The following is a 20,751-nucleotide window of genomic DNA, read 5'->3' as shown; positions in this document are numbered from 1 at the left end:
AATTGGACAATGCATTATATCTTGTAATACGGGGTGTTATGCAGGATCTGAAGCTAGCGAAGCCAAAGTGATAAAACAAAAATGTAATACCTTCACATGAGGTGGGTAATGAAAACCAAAACAATCACTGCTTTGATGTTGACCGCATTGACGGTCAGTCACTATTCCGGCTTCGCTGTTGCGGCGGCGGGCCAACAGTTAACCGTCTGGGAAGATATCAAGAAGTCCGACGGCATCAAGGGTGCCATCGCCGATTTCGAAAAGCAGAACAACGTGAAAGTGAACGTGCTGGAGATGCCTTTTGCCCAGCAAATCGAAAAACTGCGCCTGGATGGCCCGGCGGGTATCGGGCCTGATGTGTTGGTGATCCCTAACGACCAACTGGGCGCGGCGGTGGTGCAGGGCTTGTTGTCGCCGATAAAGCTGGATCAGGCCGCGGTTGACGCCTATACCAAACCTTCTATTGGGGCATTTACGCTGGACAGTCAGCTGTACGGCGTGCCGAAAGCGGTGGAAACGCTGGTGCTGATTTACAACAAGGATCTGCTCCCCCAGCCGCTGGCCAATCTGGATGCCTATTACGATTTCTCCAAACAGCAGCGCGCCGCCGGTAAATACGGTTTGCTGGCCAAGTTTGACCAAATTTATTACAGCCGTGGCGCGATTGCCGGAATGGGCGGTTATATCTTCGGCGATAACGGCAAAGGGGGACTGAACCCGCTGGATATCGGCCTGAACACCCCTGGCAGCGTTGAAGCCGTGACCTACCTGAAAAAATTCTACGCTGACGGCCTGTTCCCGGCGGGCATTATCGGTGACGGTGGCTTGAACGCCATTGATTCTCTGTTCACCGAGAAAAAAGCGGCGGCGGTGATTAACGGCCCCTGGGCCTTCCAACCTTATGCCGACGCCGGTATCAACTATGGTGTCGCGCCTTTGCCAACCCTGCCAAACGGCAAACCGATGAACTCCTTCCTCGGCGTGAAAGGTTACGTGGTGTCCACCTGGAGCAAAGATAAGGCGTTGGCGCAGAAGTTTATCGAATTTATCAACCAACCGAATTACGTCAAAACCCGCTACCAGGTCACCCGGGAGATCCCTCCGCTGGTCGCGATGATTGAAGATCCGATCATCAAGAACGATGAAAGGGCCAGTGCGGTTGCCATTCAGGCCAGCCATGCGACGGCCATGCCGGGCATTCCTGAAATGCAGGAAGTTTGGGGGCCGGCCAACGCGGCGCTGGAGCTGAGCATGACCGGCAAACAGCCGCCAAAAACGGCGCTGGACGATGCGGTCAAGCAAATAAAAATGCAAATCGAAGCGATGCAGGCCAGCAACCAGTAACCGAGCAACGGGAGGCATCCTCCCGTTATCAAGAAGGAGCAATGTGTGATTGTCACTCCAAGTGAAAAGTTGTCCGTCGGCAGGGGGCGATACAGCCATGCGGTGGCGGCGCTGATCGTGGCGTTGATCCCCGGATTTGGTCAGTTCTATCACCGGCAATGGGCGAAGGGGCTGATCTTCCTGGTGCTGCTCAGCAGCTTTGTCGGCGTGAGCTGGCAGTTTCTCACCGAAGGGTTATGGGGGCTGTATACGCTCGGTAGCGAAGTCCCGCGCGATAACTCCATTTTCCTGCTGGCAGAGGGGATCCTGAGCGTTCTGGTGATTGGCTTCGGCCTGACCATTTATGGCCTGTCGCTGCGTGACGCCTGGGTCAACGGCAGAAAGCGCGATGCGGGCATGGCGCTAAACAGCGTGCGCAAGCAATACCAGATGCTGCTGAGCGAGGGTTTTCCTTACCTGATGATCACACCGGGGTTCATTCTGCTGGTGTTTGTGGTGATTTTCCCGATTCTGTTTGGCTTCTCGATCGCTTTCACCAACTACAACCTGTACCACACGCCGCCGGCCAAGCTGGTGGACTGGGTGGGCTTTAAAAACTTTATCAATATCTTCACCCTGTCGATCTGGCGTTCCACCTTTTTTGACGTGTTGCAATGGACGGTGGTCTGGACGCTGCTGGCTACCACGCTGCAATGCACCGTTGGCGTTCTGTTGGCGATTTTGGTCAATCAGAAAGATTTACGCTTTAAGCCGTTGATCCGTACCATTTTCATTCTGCCCTGGGCGGTGCCGGGTTTTGTCACCATTTTGGTGTTTGCCGGCATGTTCAATGACTCTTTCGGGGTGATTAATAATGCCATTCTGGCGTTTTTCGGGATCGCGCCGAAAGCCTGGATGACCGATCCGTTTTGGACCAAAACGGCGCTGATCATGATGCAGACCTGGCTGGGTTTCCCGTTTGTGTTCGCCATGACTACCGGCGTGCTGCAGGCGATCCCGGATGACCTGTATGAGGCCGCGACCATGGATGGAGCAAGTACCTGGACCAAGCTGCGGACCATTACGCTGCCGTTGGTACTCTATTCCATTGCGCCGATCATCATTACGCAATACACCTTCAACTTTAACAATTTCAATATCATCTATCTGTTCAACAACGGCGGCCCGGCGGTGGCCGGCTCCAATGCCGGGGGAACCGATATTCTGGTGTCGTGGATCTACAAGCTGACGATGTCGTCTTCGCAGTACGCCATTGCGGCGACCATCACCATCCTGCTGTCGATTTTTGTGGTGGGTATCGCGCTGTGGCAGTTCCGGGCTACGAATTCGTTCAAGAATGATGATGCGGCCTAAGGGGAGAGTCATGTCAAAAAGCATCAGGAAAGAGAAGTGGGTTCGTTTATCCCTGTCGTGGCTGGTGATTATTCTGGTGTCCGCCATCATCATTTACCCATTGGTGTGGACGCTGGGCGCTTCGCTCAATGCCGGCAACAGCCTGTTAAGCAGCTCCATCATCCCGGAGAATCTGTCGTTTCAGCACTATGCCGACCTGTTCAACGGCAAGGTCAATTATCTGACCTGGTACTGGAATTCGATGAAAATCAGCTTCCTGACCATGGTATTGACGTTGATCAGCGTCAGCTTTACCGCCTATGCGTTTTCACGTTTTCGCTTCAAGGGGCGTCAGAACGGCCTGATGCTGTTCTTGCTGTTACAGATGATCCCGCAGTTCTCCGCATTGATTGCGATTTTTGTGTTGTCGCAACTGCTCGGGCTGATTAACAGCCACATGGCGCTGGTGCTGATCTACGTGGCAGGGATGATCCCGATGAATACCTATCTGATGAAAGGCTATCTGGATGCGATCCCCAAAGATTTGGATGAGTCTGCCCGCATGGACGGTGCCGGCAATTTTCGGATTTTTATCGAGATCATCATGCCACTCTCCAAGCCGATTATTGCGGTGGTCGCGCTGTTCTCGTTTACCGGTCCGCTGGGGGACTTCATTCTCTCCAGCACCATTTTGCGTACGCCAGACCAATATACCCTGCCTATCGGCCTGTATAACCTGGTGTCGCAAAAGATGGGCGCCAGCTACACCACCTATGCGGCGGGCGCGGTGCTGATCGCGCTGCCGGTCGCCATCCTCTATCTGGCCTTGCAGAAGTATTTCGTTTCCGGCCTGACTTCCGGCAGCACCAAAGGATAATCCAATGAAAACATTCAAACCGGGTTTATTGAGCCTCTGTCTGGCCATCGGGCTGCTTTCCGCTTCGGCGGTTGCGGCGGACAGCATCACGATCAAGCCGCTGCATAATGCTCCGGCCGGCTTTATCAAGGGAGTTGATATTTCGACCCTGGCCGACGTGGAACAGCATGGCGGCAAATTTTATGACGCGAATAACCTTCAGCAGGATCCCCTGGTTATCCTCAAGCATAACGGCGTGAATTACGTTCGTTTGCGCCTGTGGGTTGATCCGCAGGACAGCGAGGGGCACCCGTACGGGGCCGGCAATAACGATCTCGCGACGACGCTGGCGCTGGCAAAGCGGGTGAAGGCGCAGGGCATGAAGCTATTGCTGGATTTCCACTACAGCGATTTCTGGACTGACCCGGGCAAGCAGTTCAAGCCGAAAGTCTGGGACAAGCTGAGCTATGACCAACTGAAAGTGGCAATCCATGACTATACCCGCGACACCATCGCCAGCTTTAAACAGCAGGGCGTGCTGCCGGATATGGTGCAGATCGGCAATGAAATCAACGGTGGCATTCTGTGGCCGGAAGGCAAAAGCTGGGGACAGGGCGGTGGTGAGTTTGATCGCCTGGCCGGGTTGTTGAACGCGGCGATCAGCGGGCTGCGGGAAAACCTGGATTCCCCCGCACAGGTGAAGATCATGCTGCATCTGGCGGAAGGCACCAAGAATGACACTTTCCGCTGGTGGTTCGATGAGATCACCAAGCGTAACGTGCCGTTCGATATCATTGGATTATCGATGTACACCTATTGGGACGGCCCTATAGCCAGGCTGCAAACCAATATGGACGATATCAGCCAACGCTATAACAAAGACGTGATCGTGGTGGAGGCCGCCTACGGTTACGGTTTGGAAAATTGCGACGACACCGACAACAGTTTCTCCGCCAAAGAAGCGCAGGATGGGGGTTACCCAGGCACCGTGCAGGGGCAGGCTGATTTTATTCGCGATCTGATGCAAAGCATTATTAATGTGCCGGGCGAGCGTGGCAAAGGCCTGTTTTATTGGGAGCCGACCTGGATTGCCGTGCCGGGTGCCGGTTGGGCGACCCCTGCCGGTATGAAATATATTGGCGAATCGGGCAAAGAGGGTAATGCGCGCGAAAATCAGGCGTTATTTGATTGCCGGGGGAAAGTGTTGCCGTCATTAAAGACTTTTAATTAGTCGCATCGTTAATGAATAAAATATCAGTAATTATTTCCTAAGGAATTATGATGAATAAGTTTCCTCCTTTGAGTGCAAAGGTGCCTGGCCTATTGCATGGGGCAGATTACAACCCGGAACAATGGGGTAATTATCCGGGCGTAATAGAAAAAGATATGCAGATGATGACAGAAGCTCACTGCAATATTATGTCGGTAGGCATATTCAGTTGGTCGAAGCTAGAGCCTGAAGAGGGAAAATATGAATTTGCCTGGCTGGATGAAGTGCTGAATAAGCTTTATCAGCAGGGTATTCATGTGTTTCTGGCCACGCCAAGTGGCGCTCGTCCGGCGTGGATGTCGCAGAAATACCCGGAAGTGCTGCGCGTGGGGCGTGATCGGGTACCGGCCTTGCACGGTGGTCGGCATAACCACTGCCTTTCATCCCCGGTGTATCGCCGCAAGGTCAATGAAATTAACCGGCAGTTGGCGCAGCGGTATGCGCACCACCCGGCGGTGATTGGCTGGCATATTTCCAACGAATACAGCGGCGAGTGCCATTGCAGCCGCTGTCAGAGCGAGTTTCGTGACTGGGTGCAACAACGCTATCAAACGCTGGAGCGGCTGAACGAAGCCTGGTGGAGCGATTTTTGGAGCCACACTTACAGTGACTGGTCGCAGATCGAATCACCGGCCCCGCAGGGTGAGGTTTCCATTCATGGCCTGAACCTGGACTGGCGACGTTTTTGCAGCAGCCAGGCCACCGATTTTTGCGCGCAGGAGATTGCGCCACTGAAAGCGGAAAACCCAGCGCTGCCGACCACCACCAACTTTATGGAATATTTCTACGATTACGATTACTGGCAGATGTCGAAAGTCATAGATTTCATCTCCTGGGACAGCTACCCGATGTGGCACAACCGCCAGGATGAAACCGGCCTGGCTTGCTATACCGCCATGTTCCACGATTTGATGCGCAGCCTGAAGCAAGGCAAACCCTTTGTGCTGATGGAGTCGACGCCGAGCGTCACCAACTGGCAGCCGATCAGCAAATTGAAGAAGCCCGGTATGCATATTCTGTCCTCTCTGCAGGCCGTCGCGCACGGTGCGGATTCGGTACAGTACTTCCAGTGGCGTAAAAGCCGCGGTTCGGTGGAAAAATTCCACGGGGCGGTCATCGATCATTCGGGGCGGCTGGATACTCGCGTAGGTAAAGAGGTGTGCGAGCTGGGCCGGCTACTGGCCGCCATGGCACCGGTGGCAGGCAGCCGGGTTGAAGCCAGGGTGGCGATTATTTTTGATTGGGAAAGCCGCTGGGCGATGGATGATGCGCAGGGGCCACGCAACATTGGGCTGCATTATGAACAGACGGTAGTGGAACACTATCGGCCGTTTTGGGAACAGGGCATCGCGGTGGATATCATTAACGCCGACTGTGACCTGTCCGGTTACCAACTGGTGATTGCGCCGATGCTGTATATGGTGCGAGAAGGCTTCGCCGAGCGGGCGGAAGCCTTTGTCCAGCAGGGCGGCCAGTTTGTTGCCAGCTACTGGAGCGGTATCGTCAATGAAAGCGATCTGTGCCATCTCGGCGGTTTCCCCGGCCCATTGCGATCGCTACTGGGCATCTGGGCGGAAGAGATCGACAGCCTGACGGATGAAGAGGTCAACAGCGTCCGGGGCGTGCCGGGTAACGAACTGGGTCTGCAGGGGAGCTATCAGGCGCGTCACCTGTGCGAACTGATCAATCTGGAAGGTGCCACTGCGCAGGCGGTCTACGGCGGCGATTTCTATGCCGGTCGTCCGGCGTTAACGGTTAACCGTTTTGGTAACGGCAAGGCCTGGTACGTCGCTTCGCGTAATGATGCCTCTTTCCAGCGTGATTTCTTTATGGCGATAGCGGAAGAACTGGCGCTGCCACGCGCGTTGGCCACCTCACTGCCGCCTGGTGTTACTGCGCAACGCCGTACGGACGGCGAGTCCGAGTTTGTGATAGTGCAAAACTACAGTGACAAAGCAAAAACCCTGGCGCTGCCGGCAGCTTATACCGATATGGCCGATGACACATCCCAACAAGGAGAAATGACGTTGATGCCATGGGGGTGTCGCGTATTGACCCGCCGCCTGGCGTAGTTTATTCCCTTGCGCCCGTTCTTACGAACGGGCGTTTTTTTACGTCTGTATTCTATGAGGAAAATAATATGGTCAGTTTGAAAAGCTTTACTCATTATTTCTCGCAGTCTAAAAAGACGCTTGAAACCCACTCCGTTGATGCTTTATTTCTGGAAAAATTGCTGCAGTGTTTCGGCGGCAGAAATAACATGATTAATGTCGATGCGTGTATTACGCGGCTACGCGTTACGGTAAAAGATCTGGGCCAGGTAGATGCGCAAGGGTTACAGCAATCGGGCGCGGTGGGGGTGATTATTATTGGTCAGGAAGTGCATGCCATATTTGGCAAGGAATCGGATAATTTGCGCCAGTTATTGTCGGAATTACTTTTGCATAATTCTGCGGGTTAAAAAAGAATTGATAACCCCCGAGGGGGTTATCAATGGACGACAGCAACCGGAGAGCATCGTCAAAAATGCCGGTAATCGTAATGAGAGAGTATTAATATAGTTATATCGATCTGCGAAAACGGTTATTTACCCCAATAACGGCCGGTTACCACCATGCCTCTACCTGAACGCCAAAGTTCCAGGTATTGCTGGCCGTGCCGTCCTGGAATGAATTGCCCTGTTCGGAATCATTGAGATAAGAGGCGAAGACTCGCAGTTCCGGGCGTGACATGAATTCAGGCCCGTCCGCCAACCCCAACGCCAGCGTGTACTTCTCACCGCCTTGCTTGTAATGGCTGCCGTCTTTATGGTCATCTTTCTGATAGAAGCCGCCGACCTCGCCAATGCCCCGTACGTACTGGGTGAATTGGTATTGTGCGCGGCCCACCAAGGAAATCAGATTACTTTTGTCGACGGAGTCGCTGATATCGCTGGCTGAACCCCAGGTCAACACATGGTTAAGCGAGAACTTGTCGGTAATCGGGATCAATCCGGTATTGATCACCCGGTAGCCGGTAGCATTCTGGGTATTGTTCCAGACGTCATACCAGCCGCCGCCCTGGGACACCATATTCTGCGCCAGACCCTTGGTGGCGTATTGCAGCACCGTTTTGTTGTAGCCGCCCAGCATGTCCTGGCTGATTTCACCGGTCAGCATCACGCCATTTTCAGCATCATACAGGCCGCCGTACTCTTTCTGTTTATTGGTGGGGTTCGGCATCGCATAATCGATACCGAACTCGGTCCAGGCTCCGGTCCAGGGTTTCCAACCGGCATAGCGCAGGTCGATATAGTTGATGTTGAGGTCGTTATCGTTGTCGACACGGTAATCCACGTCATTGCCATCGCCGCGGATCCAGGCCACGGAGATGGCCCCCGGGCCGAGACTGTAGTTTTCCACGCCGGCACCGGCACCGGAGATATTCCAATACTTGGTGTCAATGATGTGCAGGTCGTGGCGTTGGTAGTAGCGTTTACCGCCCCAAATCACCGCGTTGGGGTCGCCGGGGATCAGCCCCTTGATTTGCAAATTGAGCTGGCGCAGCCCGAATTGGGCATCATCCCCAAGGGTGGTTTCATTGTCGTTGGAACCGTCTGACACCATGCTGACCATGCTGTCGAGATAGAAACTGACGTCGTTTTTTTTGTAGACCTCGCTGCCCAGTTCGATTTCACCGTAGGTATCGGACTCATTACCCAAACGGCCCACTTTGTTCTTTTGCCACTCTTCCAATCCGCCGTCCTGGGATACCCCAACCCCAGAGCGCAGATAGCCATGAAAATCGATCCCCGGAACATCGGCGGCAAATACGGCCGGTGCGGTAAGCGCTATCGCCAGGGCGACGGGCAGTGTGCGTAATGTTGTTTTCATGTATGCCTCTTGATGTTTTTGTAATACGTTCACATTTACGCGACAATAAAATGGCTAATCATGACAACACACAATCGCATTGTTGATTTATTGTGATTTAGTGCAAATAAAACAGCGATATTTGTAACGGATGGTGAAGGAGATCACGAACGCTTGTGATGTGAACGAATAACTTTAAAGAAAAATCGGTGGGTGTGACCCGGGTAACTATGTTGGCAAGGGGACGCCTGTTACAATCCGTACAGAGCCATCACAGGGAATGGATTATGAAGTCGAAAAATACCACGTTAGAGGATGTTGCCCGTCACGCCGGCGTCTCTTATCAGACGGTTTCACGGGTGCTGAACAAGTCTGCCAATGTATCGGAAGCCACACGCCGCAAGGTTGAGCAGTCTATTGAACTGCTCAGGTACGTGCCCAACCGCCTGGCACAGCAACTGGTTGGCAAACAGAGCCGCACGCTGGGGTTGGTGACCATCTCGCTGGCGTTGCATGCGCCTTCGCAGGTGGCGGCGGCGGTGAAACGTTATGCTAACGCCGAAGGGTATCAGGTGCTGATTTCAATGATTGATGAGAACGTCAATCATGGCATACAAGACTCGATCAACGACCTCAAGTCGCAACGGGTGGACAAGGTGATCATCAACGTTCCGCTGGAAACGGCGGTGGCGGAAAAAATCGCCGCGGATAACGATGACATCACCTGTTTGTTCCTCGACGTAGATCCTTACAGTTCGGTATTTAACGTCTCCTTCAATCCGGCGGATGGCACCCGCGCCAGCGTTAAATATCTTTATGAACTGGGGCATCGCGACGTTGCCTTGTTGGCCGGGCCGCAGTACTCCATTTCCGCCAACTTGCGCTTGAAGAACTGGCAGGAGGCGTTGCAGGATTACGGCCTGACGCCGGTCACCGTACTGCACGGCAACTGGGATGCGCAAAGTGGTTATACCGGGGCATTGCAGATGCTGCGTGAAACCCCGCATTTTTCGGCGGTGTTGGTCGGTAACGATCAAATGGCGCTCGGGCTGCTCAGCGCCTTCCATCAAAATCAACTGCCGGTACCAGGGCAAAAGTCGGTGATTGGTTATGATGATGCGTATGAAAGTGCATTTTTCTACCCGGCCCTGACCACCGTTTCACTGGATCTTGATTTGCAGGGCAAGGAGGCGGTCCGGAAAGTGATCAATACCAGCGAGAGTGAAGTGTCGCGTTCCTCATCCATTCTGTCGGCCAAGTTGGTGATCCGCAATTCAACCGGGCCGCGTGAGCAAAATGACAAGGATTTAAAGCAGATCGCCGAACAGCTGCGCCTGCTGGCACAACGCCTGGCGCAGTAAGTCAAGCAGGGCGCAGAGTATCCCAAACCTTCATCAACGCGGTCACGGCGTCATCCAACTCCCGGTAGCTGACGCCGTCGCGCGCCAGCGTGGAGACGCCGAGCAGGAAACTGTCAAACAGGGTAGCGATAACCGCAGGCTGCGTTTGTTGCGCCAGTTCGCCGGTGGCTACGCCTCTTTCAATGCAGCGAATAAAGCCGTTCAGGGTGCGCTGGCGAGAGTCTGCCAGCGGTTTCAGCACCGCTGAATGTTCCTGCGATCCGCCGGCCATTACCCCCAGAGCCACCATGCAGCCTTTGGGGTGATGCTCTTCACACTGCATCTTAACCGAGCGGCGCAATGAGATTTCAATGGCCTCTCTCGGCGGCAGCGAATCCTCCCACAGGGCATCATTCACCCGGCCGTAGCTGTTGAGGTAGCAAGAGACCGTTTCTTTGAACAGTGCCTCTTTGGAACCGAAGGCGGCATAAAAACTGGGGGCGGTAATGCCACCGCCAATTTGCGCTTTAAGCTGTGCCAGCGAGGTGGATTCGTAACCGTGCTGCCAGAACAGATGCAGCGCCTGTTGAACGGCTTCGTCCCGGTCGAACCGGCGAGGGCGGCCCATTTGTGCCATAGCGTGCTCCAGGTTAACTAGTTATATACTGATCGATATAAATATCATTGACAGTCGGATGATAGCTGCTTAGCATTATTATACCACTCGATACATAAATCAATTCCAGTGAAGGGCTAACCGTCAATCAGGCCTGTTTACCGCCCGATCCTTGATCGGCGCGGGGGAACACCTGTGCGATTGACTGTCGCCCATATTTATACCGATCGATACATAAAGAGGTTGTTGATGAGTCAGACAAATATCAGTTGCAGTGAGGATAGGGCGATAGCTGAGCGGTTGCCGATGGCGGCGTTGTTGGCATTGGCCATGACCGGCTTTATCTGCATCGCCACCGAAACCTTGCCCGCCGGGTTGCTGCCGCAAATCGTGCCCGGTTTGCAGGTGTCGCCCTCGCTGGTCGGGCAGATGATTACCGCTTACGCATTGGGTTCCGTGCTGGCGGCCATTCCGCTGACGCTCGCGACCCAACGTTGGCGTCGACGCAGTGTTTTATTGCTGACCATCGGCGGCTTTTTTGTCTTCAATACGGTGACCGCGCTTTCATCCAGCTATGTTGTCACACTGATCGCGCGCTTTTGTGCCGGTGCGGCGGCCGGGTTGGCCTGGAGCCTGCTGGCCGGTTATGCGCGCAGAATGGTGGCTCCGCATCTGCAGGGAAAAGCGATGGCGGTCGCCATGGTTGGCGCACCGGTCGCCTTGTCGCTGGGCGTGCCTCTGGGCACCTGGTTGGGGACGCTGGTCGGTTGGCGCGCCGCTTTTGGCGTGATGTCACTGATGACGTTGGCGTTAATCGCGTGGGTTCTGACAAAGGTGCCGGATTATCCGGGACAGGCGGCCGGGCAGCGGATGCCGTTGTACAAGGTGTTGCGTACTCCAGGCGTCAGGCCGGTACTGGCCGTGGTCCTGCTGTGGATGTTTGCTCACAACATTCTCTACACCTATATTGCCCCCTTGGTGACGCCGGCCGGGCTGGCTGATCGGGTCGATGGCGTTTTGCTTATTTTTGGCCTGGCGGCGCTGGCGGGAATTTGGTTTACCGGCCGGGTGGTCGATCGCCATTTGCGAAAAGCGGTGCTGGCCAGCCTGGCGCTGTTTGCCGCCACGACGCTGTTGCTGGGCATGGGCATTCACTCAGCCGTCGTAATTTATGCGGCCATGCTGCTGTGGGGGTTAAGTTTCGGCGGGGCGGCGACGCTGTTGCAAACTGCACTGGCTGATACCGCCGGTGAAGGGGCCGACGCCGCGCTGGCGATGAACGTGGTGACCTGGAACAGCGCCATTGCCGGCGGCGGCATTGCAGGCGGCATCCTGCTGGCTCGCTACGGCGCCGGGTCATTCCCCTGGGCGGCGTTGATCCTGCTGCTGGCGGGATTGGCGATCGCGCTGGCGGCCAAACGGCATGGTTTTTCAGCCGGGGCGCGTAAGCGTTAGTCTTTTGAACGTACGGATGGCGCCGGGTGTGCGCCATCTGACGTCAGGCGTTATCCACCCGGGGATTGGAGTGAGTCGGCTGGCTTGGGTACTCCACCTGGTGTTTGTGCAAATAGTCGCGTATCAGCTGGCGGATCACCTGAGAGGGGGTCACGTCCTGCTGCAGGCAGAGTTCTTCCAACGCTTTTTTCTTGTCCGGATCAATAAGGACGGTCAGACGCGCCGTTTTCTTTTCCATGGTGATGACTCCAGAGAATAATAATCAAATGTTAATCGCAAGGCGGCAATACCGCCTCAGCTAAAGTGCAGCCGTTCAATCTTGCGCGACAGGTAGCCAAGGTCGCAGTTAAAACTCGGGCCGACCTCGGCAGAAAGGCGGCGCAGCAGGCTGAGTGGCGTCTCGGTATCGGCCAGCGCAGCATAGATAATCACGTTGCCGCTGGGGGCCACACAATACAGAACGGTGTTAAATATCCGGTGCAGACTGTGATACAGCAGTGAGCCTTCATCCGGCACCTCATGGTAGTTCAGCACCAACCAGCCCGGCGCTGAAAGCCGCGCGGCGCACTGCTCCAGAAACGTCTGGGTGCCCTGTTGCGGATCCATGGTAAAGGCGCTGTAGAGATCGGAAAAAATCAGGTCATAACGCCGCTGAGCGGGTGCGCGCAAGAAATCAGCGGCGTCGGTGATGTGCATAATGACCTTTTGGTCGGCAGGCAACGTGAAGTATCGGCGGGCGACAGACACCACCGCCTGGCGCAATTCCACCACTTCCAGCAGCATATCGGGATCATAGGCATGCAGCGCCCGTACCAGACCGCCGCCACCCAACCCGAGGATCAGCGCGGAGCCGGGGGGCTGCCAGGCCACCGCCATCAGCATGGTTTTGATGTAGTTGTGAACCGGCACCTGCGGCGCACTGATACACATTTTGCTCTGCTCGCAGATACCGTCAAAACGCAGGGTCCGATAGCCCTTGTGATCAGAGACGATGATTTCGCCGCAGTGGTCCAACTCCCGGGCGATCACCTGACCGCGAGGCGTGAAATCCAGGCTATTTAGCAACTTATCAACCAAAGACATAGTAATTTCTTCGAGCCTCCATCATAAAAAAGGCCGCTTTACTTACGGGCGCACATAAATTCGGCGGTACAAATTCTGCGGCCATTGACCGTGGCGCGCCCGGAGAAGCGGGCAATGCCGGAACGCTGTCGGACAAAGGCGACATCCATACGCAGTTGGTCGCCGGGGCGGGCGGTGCGATAGAAACGGGCGCGATGGATAGCCGCAAAATAGTAATGCTCGCCGGGCAACAACGGGCTGAGAAAATAATGGGCCAACAGGCCGGTGGTTTGCGCCAGCGCTTCCACCATCAATATGCCGGGAAACACCGTGCTCTGATGATGGCCGGTCCAAAACGTCGGTTCGTTGGCGGTGATGTTTTTGATGGCGCTCAGGCGGCCCTCGGCAATGGATGTGCCGGCAGGCAGGATGCGGTCAACCAACAGACAGGGAAAGCGGTGTGGCAGGATAGATTGAACATCCTGGTACTGCAGGGGATTACCATTCAGCGGCATGTTTGATTCAGATCCTGTCAGCGGGACAAGGCTCAGCATGCGCGGGCCTCTGTGCCTGTCGAAGTGTAATGACATTATAATGTTATTATCATCAGATGCACCAAATGAAAATCACCCAGGATGCAAAGAAAAGCAATAACGCCAGACGGTTTCAACGGATGAAGAGGGGTGTTTAGCGGGAGAGGCGGTGGTTAGCCGCCCGCAGGAGACGGGCGGCTAATGGGGATCAGTTTTTGTAGCGCGTCAGTTTGTCGAGGTAACCCATCACAAAAGCCGAAAGGACAAAGGTCAGGTGGATGATCACATACCACATCAGCTTATTGTCCGGCACGTTCTTGGCATCCATAAACACCCGCAGCAGGTGAATGGAGGAAATGGCGACAATCGACGCGGCGACCTTGTTCTTTAGTGAGGTGGCGTCCATCTTGCCCAGCCAGCTCAGTTTTTCCTTGTCTTCGCTGATATCCAACTGCGAGACAAAGTTCTCATAGCCCGAGAACATCACCATCACCAGCAGGCCACCCACCAGCGCCATGTCGACCAACGAGAGCAGCGTCAGAACCAGATCCGCTTCGGCTATGGAGAAAATGTTCGGCAGAACATGCAGTATCTCCTGGAAAAATTTTATCGACAGTGCCAACAAGGCCAGGGACAGGCCGAAATAAACCGGGGCAAGCAGCCAGCGAGAGGCGTACATGGCATTTTCTAGAAAGCGTTCCATAGTCATCTGAGTTCGTTACAAAAAGTGGGGCACAGTATAACGCAACAGGCCCGCCAAAAGGCAAGCGGCCCTGGCATGATGTGAAGGGGATTTTGCCCGGATGATGGGGTTTTAGCGACCGTGCGCGACTCATCGCGGCAATGCATTTGCGCCTTAAGTTTTCGCGCCTTTATTGTCTACGTGCCCTAATGAGCGCTCGGGGAAGCAATGATCGCGCAAGCGCTGTTTTAATACTGCCGCATCCGGAAAGCCGCCCTCGGCTTTACGATCCCACAGCACCACGTCATCGACGGTGATTGTATAAATGCCGCCGCTACCGGGAACCAGCGTGACGGAGGCCAAATCGGTGCTGAAAGTGTGAAGCAGTTCTTGCGCCATCCAGGCAGCACGCAGCAACCAGTTGCATTGCGAACAATAGTGAATGGTGACGGCGGGGGATGTTTTCATCGGCAGAACCTGAGCGGAAGTTGTGCCCAGCATCATCGAATGCCGCCGCGAACCTGTCAAGGTGGGGCATATGTCGCGCTGCATGGTGATGAATGCGCACAGATCTGCAATTAGGATCGCGCCGCATGGATATATAAGAGTTATGTCGACAATTGATTCATCAGCCATATATGGCTGTCGGCAAGGTAGTGCTCATCTTAACAATCAGAGGACGTTAAATATGAATATTGCTCTTATAGGGGCTTCAGGCAGTGCCGGCTCAAGAATTCTCACTGAGCTGTCAAACCGTCAACACAAGGTAACGGCAATCGCGCGACACCCTGAAAAAATTGCTGCACTTCCGTTGGTCACTGTCGCTAAAGGAGATGTTTTCGATAAAGAACACTTAAAGGGATTATTGAAAGGGCACGATATTGTCATCAGTGCGGTGCACTTTACCGACAGTGATCCCCAAATCTTAATCGATGCTGTTAAAGGCGCAGAGATTAAACGTTACCTTGTTGTCGGGGGCGCGGGGAGCCTTGAAATCGCGCCGGGCGTGGCTTTTGTCACCTCACCGGACTTTCCGGAAATGGCCCGTAAAGAGGCCTTGGCCGGCGCGGTATTTTTGAGTTTGCTGCGTAACGAGCCCGAGTTGGACTGGACCTTCCTTTCCCCTTCAGCACATTTCTACGCTGGGGGGCGCACAGGCAAGTTCCGTCTTGGCAAAGACCAGTTGCTAAGCAATGAACAGGGGAGCAGCATATCTTATGAGGATTACGCCGTCGCTTTGGTGGATGAAGTGGAAAACCCCGCCCACCGTCGTCAGCGATTCACCGTAGGCTATTAAAATACGGGCATTGCCAGCCCCGCCGCGGCGGGGTCACTGGCGAAATTGCGTCAAATCAATCTGCCATTTGTTGATTTTGTTGTACAGGGTAGTGCGCGAAAGCCCAAGCAGACGGGCCGCCTGGCGCAGATTGCCGTCACTGGTGCCAATGACCTGAATGATGTGGGCGCGTTCATTGTCCTCCAGACGGCTCGAGGGTTCGGTGCTTTGCCCCGGCGAGGTGCGGGCAATTTCATTGGGCAGGTCATCAACGTCGATCAACAGCCCTTCACACAGGTTCACCATCCGTTCCACCAGGTTCTCCAGCTCGCGCACGTTACCGGGCCAGTGCCAGGCGTTAAGGCACGCCATGGCCTGTGGTGAAACCTGCGGCGGGATCTTTTTCAGCCGCGTACTCAGTTTGTGAATAAAGCCGTTGACCAGCCCGGCGATGTCTTCCCGGCGCTCACGCAGCGCCGGAACGGGGATGGAGAGGACATTCAGGCGGTAATAAAGGTCACGGCGAAATGCACCGTTCTCCACCGCCTGCACCAAATCGCAATGGGTCGCCGCAATGATGCGCACATTCACTTTTACCGGCTGTGCCGCGCCGATCCGCAGTACTTCGCTTTCCTGCAACACGCGCAACAGGCTGGTTTGCGCATCCAGCGGCATTTCACCGATTTCGTCGAGCAACAACGTGCCGCCGTCCGCCAGTTCGAACTTGCCGGCGGAGCCGCCACGGCGCGATCCGGTAAAGGCACCATCCACGTAGCCAAACAGCTCACTTTGCACCAGATCGCGCGGTAAGGCACCGCAGTTCACCGCGACAAAGGGTTCGTTGCAGCGCTCACCGGCGTTGTGGATCGCCTGCGCGAACAGCTCCTTGCCGGTCCCGCTTTCCCCTGTCAGCAATACCGTACTGTCACTGCGGCTACAGGTGCGCGCCTGCATTATCGCTTCGCGCATGCGGCTGGAATGGCCGTAAATCATCTCGAAGGTGTAGCTGGCGCTCACGCCCATTACCCGACGGGTGATGGCGCGGATACGTTGATTTTCGCGCAGAGAGAGTACCCGACCGTTATCCGGTGCCGGCATCAATGAAATGACGCAGGAGAGCGCCGGTTTACCGACGGGCATAAACACCATTTCGCGATCGTTGCAAAACGGCATGGTCAGCAGCGAACCGGACTGCGGGCGCAGCAGCTCATCGATCGGCGTATTACCGGGCTCCAGACCACCAAAAATCTGGCGAGCATAGCGGTTAACGGTTTTAAGCCGACCCTGACGATCGCAGACCATCACGCCTTCATTCAGGGTTTCCAGAATCGACTGTTGCTCGGCCAACAGCCGGTGCAGCTTAAGCTGCTGGCCGATGGCCTCTGCCGCTGCCTGGACGGTACCCAGAGTATGGGCATTGAAATTATCCGGCGTGGCGGTCAGCGTCAGCACGCCAATCATGATGCCCTCGGCATTGCGCACCGGCGCGGCCGCGCATTGGCGATGCCGTCGGCGCAGGCCCATTTTCCAGTTTTCGCCGCTGAGCACATACACCAGGCGCTGTTCCAACAGGCAACGTGCGGTGCAGTTGGTGCCCTGGATCTCTTCACGCAGGATACTGCCGACCGGCGTCATGTCTGCGCCGCAGTAGTGAAGGGTGACCCCATTGGCATCGGTCAGATTAATGTGGCCATCGGGATTATAGGCCAGCAGGTTTTCCATGATGCTGCGTGCCACGGCAATCAGCTCGGCATTGTGCGCCAAAATGGCCTGCAGTTGATCGGCTGGTGGCGCGTGATAGACAAACTCATCGGGGTCGATACCGTATTCACGCGAACGTCGCCAGGACTGCAGGATCGACTTGCGTATCCAGCCGGGATGTCCGCCTTCGTTAAACGCCTGCCAGCCTTGCCAAAACAGGCTGTCCCATTCGCCGGCCTCCGCCCCTGCAGGCAGGCTGAAAATCGGGTCGCTCTCGTCTTTGATCGGCATCAGGCCGGCGGCAGTGTGCATGGTGCTCTCCGGTTTTTTAGAATGTAATGTTCACTTTATTGACATGTGAAATTGACATGTCAATTTAGTTGTCACTTTGTTATGGCTATCTGTGCAACGCCTCACAAATTCCCCGTGTTTTGAACTGGCATCCCCCTTGCAATACCCAGAGTGAACTCCGTTGCCCGTTAGGGCGTTACCTCACATAAGGAATCACTATGAGTCATTCATCCCAACCGCTGCGTGTGGGTCTGATCGGTGCCGGCAGAATGGGCACTTTCCATGCGGAGTCGCTGGCACGGCGCGTACCGGGTGCGGTGCTGGCGGCGGTAGCCGATCCCTTGCCGGGCGCGGCGCAGCGGCTGGCAGAGCGTCTTGGCGTTGCAGCCTATAGCGATTTGCAAGCGATGCTGGACGATCCGGCGATAGATGCGGTAGTCATCGCTTCCCCGGCGCGGACCCATGCGGAGTGGGTGATTGCGGCTGCTCAGGCCGGTAAACACGTGTTCTGCGAAAAGCCGATGGCCATTACATTGGATGAGGCGGACCGTGCCATCGCCACGGCCAAACAGGCGGGCGTGGTTCTGCAGGTTGGGTTTAACCGTCGTTTTGTCAGCGGATTTGCTGCCGCTATCGCCGCCGTCAAGTCAGGCGAGAATGGCACTACGCAACTGTCTCGCTCGGTGACGCGCGACCCGCAGTTGCGCGATCCGGCGCCGATCCCGGCGTGGACCATCTTCCTGGAAACCTTAATCCATGACTTCGATACGCTGCTGCATTTCAACCCGGGCGCCAGACCGGTAGAGGTCTATGCGTTGGCGGATGCCCTGGTGCGGCCGGACTTCAAAGACAAAGGGCTGCTGGACACCGCTGTGGTCACCCTCCGTTTTGATAACGGCGCTATCGCCACGGCGGAGGCCAACTTCCAGGCGGTGTACGGTTATGACGTGCGCGGCGAGGTATTCGGCAGCAAGGGCATGTTGCAGGCGGGCAACATCAACCTGAATAACTGCGTGCGTTATCACGCCGGGGGCATCGCCATTGAGACGTCACGGCAGGATACCGATCTGCTGCGCGACGCCTACGTGGCGGAATTGACTGAATTCGCCCAAAGCATCCAGCAAGGGCAAAGTCCGCGGGCTACCGGCCAGGATGCGCGTAATGCGCTGGAGATTGCACTGGCCTGTATCGAGTCGGTACAGCAGGGCAAACCGGTCAAACTGGGGAGGCAATAATGGCGAGTTATCAGCTGTCCGTGTGTGCCGAAATGGTGTTTCTCGATCTGCCGTTTGTCGAACGCGTGGCGCGTATCGATGCGCTCGGTTTTGGCGTTGAAATATGGAACTGGGCCAATAAAGACCTCGATGCCCTGGTTGCCACCGGGGCGCGCTTCACGTCAATGACCGGCTATCTCACCGGCAACCTGACCGACGACGAGGAGATTGCCCAGTTGTTGCACACCTCCGAGCAGTCACTGGCCGTCGCGCAGCGCCTGAATTGCCCGAGCCTGAACCTGCACGGCACCGGGCTGGATCCCCAGGGATTGCCGGTCAAACCGGTAGCGCAGGTAACCGGCGCGATGTGGCTGAAGGCGGCCGAGACGCTAAACCGCCTGGCGCAGATGGCAGAGCGGGCCGGGAAAGTCTTCACGCTGGAAAACCTTAATTTACCGCTGGATCACCCCGGTACGCCCTTCGCCAAAGCCGGCGATACCCTGACCCTGGTGGAGGCGGTTAACCGTCCGGGCCTGAAGATGAATCTCGATCTTTACCATGCGCAGATCGGCGAAGGAAACCTTATCGAGCTGATCCGTCGTTGCGGCCCGGCAATCGGGGAGATCCAGGTGGCGGACGTGCCGGGGCGGCAACAGCCGGGCACCGGTGAAATTAACTACCGTGCCATCGCCCGCACGTTGGAAGAAATCGGTTATCAGGGTGTGGTAGCGATGGAAGGCTGGGCCTCCGGTGACAGCACCGAGGCGCTGGAGCAGTTCCGCGATCATTTTACCCGATAGCCTGACCCATCCGGGTGGGAGCCTGCTGCCCGGAATACAGAGTGATGCGTTGATTTTAATAATAAATAAACCTCAACCTACAGGATGTCATCATGAAAACCAAAAGCTTGCTACTGATATTGCTGAGCATCGTCATGAGCTTCAGCGCCCAGGCGAAAACCTATAAGGTCGGGGTGGCGCTGGCCAACTTCGATCTTAACTTTGTCTCTATTCTTCGCTCGCAGATGGTGAGCGAACTGAAGCAGTTGAACATGGACGGTCAGTTTGTCGATGCCAAAGGGGACGTGGCGCTGCAGGTGCAGCAGGTGGACGATTTTATCAATCTCGGGGTGGACGCCATTATCCTCAACCCGGTGGATACCCAGGGCGTGAAACCGATGATGGACGCGGCCCAACGCGCCAATATCCCGCTGATATTCGTTAACCGCAAACCGGAGGTGAAACTGGGCAAGGACATGGCCTACGTAGGCTCGGACTCTGCGGTGGGCGGTGAAATGCAGATGGAAGCCCTGGCGAAAAAGATGAACTACCGTGGGAACGTGGCGATCCTGATGGGGGCGCTGTCCAATGAAGAAGCACGCGAGCGCACCCGTGCCGTGGAAGCAGTGATCGCCAAATACAAAGATATGAAGGTACTGGAGAAGCAGACCGCCAAATGGCAGCGTAACGAGGCGGTGGATGTGGTATCCGGTTGGTTGCTGAACGGCCGCCCGATTGATGCCATCGCCGCCAACAACGACGAAATGGCGATTGGCGCCATCATGGCGCTGAATCAGGCCAAAAACAAAACCATTCTGGTGGCGGGTATCGACGGTACGCCGGATGGTCAGCAATTCATTAAAAACGGCAGCATGACGTTGACCATTTTCCAGGACGCCAAAGGGCAGGCCATTGGCGCCGTGCAGGTGGCCAAGGCGCTGTTGGAAAAACAACAGGTCGAGCCCTATAACTGGGTGCCTTACAAAACCATCACCCAGCAGGATCTGGCCGAGTTCCAGGCCGCTAACCAGAAGTAGATATAGTGACCCTGATGGCCGTGAGGCGATGGCGTCGTAGCGGCAGTCATGTGCAACGGCTGGTCGAAGACCGTTGGGTCTTGTGCAGAAAACGATGCGGAAGCGATGAGGG

General features: G+C 55.6%; 20 protein-coding genes. 12 read left to right on the top strand and 8 right to left on the bottom strand.

Annotated features, from left to right (window positions below):
• Positions 1-108: 108 nt before the first annotated feature.
• The 6 genes from ACGS9J_RS15785 to ACGS9J_RS15760 all read left to right on the top strand — a co-directional run bounded on the left by ACGS9J_RS15785 (position 109) and on the right by ACGS9J_RS15760 (position 7,263).
• The gene (locus tag ACGS9J_RS15785; protein WP_442231807.1) at positions 109-1,344 is read left to right on the top strand and encodes an extracellular solute-binding protein; all 1,236 of its coding nucleotides are present in this window, start codon (positions 109-111) and stop codon (positions 1,342-1,344) included.
• A gap of 45 nt (positions 1,345-1,389) precedes the next feature.
• Complete coding sequence (locus ACGS9J_RS15780) at positions 1,390-2,697, top strand: carbohydrate ABC transporter permease (RefSeq protein ID WP_442231806.1); 1,308 nt, start codon at positions 1,390-1,392, stop codon at positions 2,695-2,697.
• A gap of 10 nt (positions 2,698-2,707) precedes the next feature.
• Positions 2,708-3,553, top strand: a complete 846-nt coding sequence (locus ACGS9J_RS15775) for a sugar ABC transporter permease (RefSeq protein ID WP_442231805.1) — start codon at positions 2,708-2,710, stop codon at positions 3,551-3,553.
• Positions 3,554-3,557: 4 nt separating this feature from the next.
• Positions 3,558-4,763 (top strand): glycoside hydrolase family 53 protein, encoded by a 1,206-nt coding sequence (locus tag ACGS9J_RS15770; RefSeq protein ID WP_442231804.1) that lies wholly within the window; start codon positions 3,558-3,560, stop codon positions 4,761-4,763.
• 50 nt (positions 4,764-4,813) lie between these two features.
• Positions 4,814-6,874 carry a beta-galactosidase gene (locus tag ACGS9J_RS15765; protein WP_442231803.1) on the top strand — a complete coding sequence of 687 codons (2,061 nt, stop codon included), beginning with the start codon at positions 4,814-4,816 and terminating at the stop codon, positions 6,872-6,874.
• A gap of 68 nt (positions 6,875-6,942) precedes the next feature.
• Positions 6,943-7,263, top strand: a complete 321-nt coding sequence (locus ACGS9J_RS15760; RefSeq protein ID WP_442231802.1) for a PTS transporter subunit EIIB — start codon at positions 6,943-6,945, stop codon at positions 7,261-7,263.
• A gap of 145 nt (positions 7,264-7,408) precedes the next feature.
• On the opposite strand, the gene ACGS9J_RS15755 is transcribed toward ACGS9J_RS15760, so the two are convergent.
• The gene (locus tag ACGS9J_RS15755) at positions 7,409-8,674 is read right to left on the bottom strand and encodes a maltoporin (RefSeq protein WP_442231801.1); all 1,266 of its coding nucleotides are present in this window, start codon (positions 8,672-8,674) and stop codon (positions 7,409-7,411) included.
• Positions 8,675-8,940: 266 nt separating this feature from the next.
• Here ACGS9J_RS15755 and ACGS9J_RS15750 point away from each other — a divergent pair, with 266 nt between their 5' ends.
• Positions 8,941-10,014, top strand: coding sequence for a LacI family DNA-binding transcriptional regulator (locus ACGS9J_RS15750; protein WP_442231800.1), 1,074 nt, complete (start codon positions 8,941-8,943; stop codon positions 10,012-10,014).
• A gap of 1 nt (position 10,015) precedes the next feature.
• On the opposite strand, the gene ACGS9J_RS15745 is transcribed toward ACGS9J_RS15750, so the two are convergent.
• Positions 10,016-10,630 (bottom strand): TetR/AcrR family transcriptional regulator, encoded by a 615-nt coding sequence (locus ACGS9J_RS15745; RefSeq protein ID WP_442231799.1) that lies wholly within the window; start codon positions 10,628-10,630, stop codon positions 10,016-10,018.
• Positions 10,631-10,858: 228 nt separating this feature from the next.
• Between ACGS9J_RS15745 and ACGS9J_RS15740 the strand changes: the two genes are divergently transcribed.
• Positions 10,859-12,064 carry an MFS transporter gene (locus tag ACGS9J_RS15740; protein ID WP_442231798.1) on the top strand — a complete coding sequence of 402 codons (1,206 nt, stop codon included), beginning with the start codon at positions 10,859-10,861 and terminating at the stop codon, positions 12,062-12,064.
• A gap of 43 nt (positions 12,065-12,107) precedes the next feature.
• On the opposite strand, the gene ACGS9J_RS15735 is transcribed toward ACGS9J_RS15740, so the two are convergent.
• The 5 genes from ACGS9J_RS15735 to ACGS9J_RS15715 form a co-directional block, all read right to left on the bottom strand.
• A complete protein-coding gene (locus tag ACGS9J_RS15735) occupies positions 12,108-12,302 on the bottom strand; it encodes a ribbon-helix-helix protein, CopG family (RefSeq protein WP_012145111.1) in 195 nt (64 codons plus the stop codon).
• A gap of 56 nt (positions 12,303-12,358) precedes the next feature.
• Positions 12,359-13,147, bottom strand: coding sequence for a spermidine synthase (locus ACGS9J_RS15730; RefSeq protein ID WP_442231797.1), 789 nt, complete (start codon positions 13,145-13,147; stop codon positions 12,359-12,361).
• Between the two features lie 38 nt (positions 13,148-13,185).
• Complete coding sequence (gene fabZ, locus ACGS9J_RS15725; RefSeq protein WP_442231796.1) at positions 13,186-13,641, bottom strand: 3-hydroxyacyl-ACP dehydratase FabZ; 456 nt, start codon at positions 13,639-13,641, stop codon at positions 13,186-13,188.
• A 226-nt stretch (positions 13,642-13,867) separates the two neighbouring features.
• Complete coding sequence (locus tag ACGS9J_RS15720) at positions 13,868-14,362, bottom strand: TIGR00645 family protein (RefSeq protein ID WP_442231983.1); 495 nt, start codon at positions 14,360-14,362, stop codon at positions 13,868-13,870.
• Positions 14,363-14,515: 153 nt separating this feature from the next.
• Positions 14,516-14,809 (bottom strand): SelT/SelW/SelH family protein, encoded by a 294-nt coding sequence (locus tag ACGS9J_RS15715; RefSeq protein ID WP_442231795.1) that lies wholly within the window; start codon positions 14,807-14,809, stop codon positions 14,516-14,518.
• A 220-nt stretch (positions 14,810-15,029) separates the two neighbouring features.
• Between ACGS9J_RS15715 and ACGS9J_RS15710 the strand changes: the two genes are divergently transcribed.
• The gene (locus ACGS9J_RS15710) at positions 15,030-15,638 is read left to right on the top strand and encodes an NAD(P)-dependent oxidoreductase (protein WP_442231794.1); all 609 of its coding nucleotides are present in this window, start codon (positions 15,030-15,032) and stop codon (positions 15,636-15,638) included.
• A 33-nt stretch (positions 15,639-15,671) separates the two neighbouring features.
• Here the strand turns inward: ACGS9J_RS15710 and ACGS9J_RS15705 are convergent, their stop codons facing one another.
• Positions 15,672-17,630 (bottom strand): sigma-54-dependent Fis family transcriptional regulator, encoded by a 1,959-nt coding sequence (locus ACGS9J_RS15705; protein ID WP_442231793.1) that lies wholly within the window; start codon positions 17,628-17,630, stop codon positions 15,672-15,674.
• A 197-nt stretch (positions 17,631-17,827) separates the two neighbouring features.
• On the opposite strand from ACGS9J_RS15705, the gene ACGS9J_RS15700 reads away from it, so the two are divergent.
• The 3 genes from ACGS9J_RS15700 (at position 17,828) to ACGS9J_RS15690 (ending at position 20,639) form a co-directional block, all read left to right on the top strand.
• On the top strand, positions 17,828-18,844 hold the full coding sequence (locus tag ACGS9J_RS15700; RefSeq protein ID WP_442231792.1) for a Gfo/Idh/MocA family oxidoreductase: 1,017 nt from the start codon (positions 17,828-17,830) through the stop codon (positions 18,842-18,844).
• Positions 18,844-19,623, top strand: coding sequence for a TIM barrel protein (locus tag ACGS9J_RS15695; protein ID WP_442231791.1), 780 nt, complete (start codon positions 18,844-18,846; stop codon positions 19,621-19,623). The genes ACGS9J_RS15700 and ACGS9J_RS15695 overlap by 1 nt, the downstream gene beginning before the upstream one ends.
• Positions 19,624-19,715: 92 nt before the next feature.
• Positions 19,716-20,639 carry a substrate-binding domain-containing protein gene (locus ACGS9J_RS15690; protein WP_442231790.1) on the top strand — a complete coding sequence of 308 codons (924 nt, stop codon included), beginning with the start codon at positions 19,716-19,718 and terminating at the stop codon, positions 20,637-20,639.
• Positions 20,640-20,751 lie beyond the last annotated feature (112 nt).

Source organism: Serratia quinivorans (genome assembly GCF_052113645.1).
GTDB classification, from domain to species: domain Bacteria; phylum Pseudomonadota; class Gammaproteobacteria; order Enterobacterales; family Enterobacteriaceae; genus Serratia; species Serratia quinivorans_B.
This window is presented reverse-complemented; position numbering and strand designations above follow the sequence as displayed.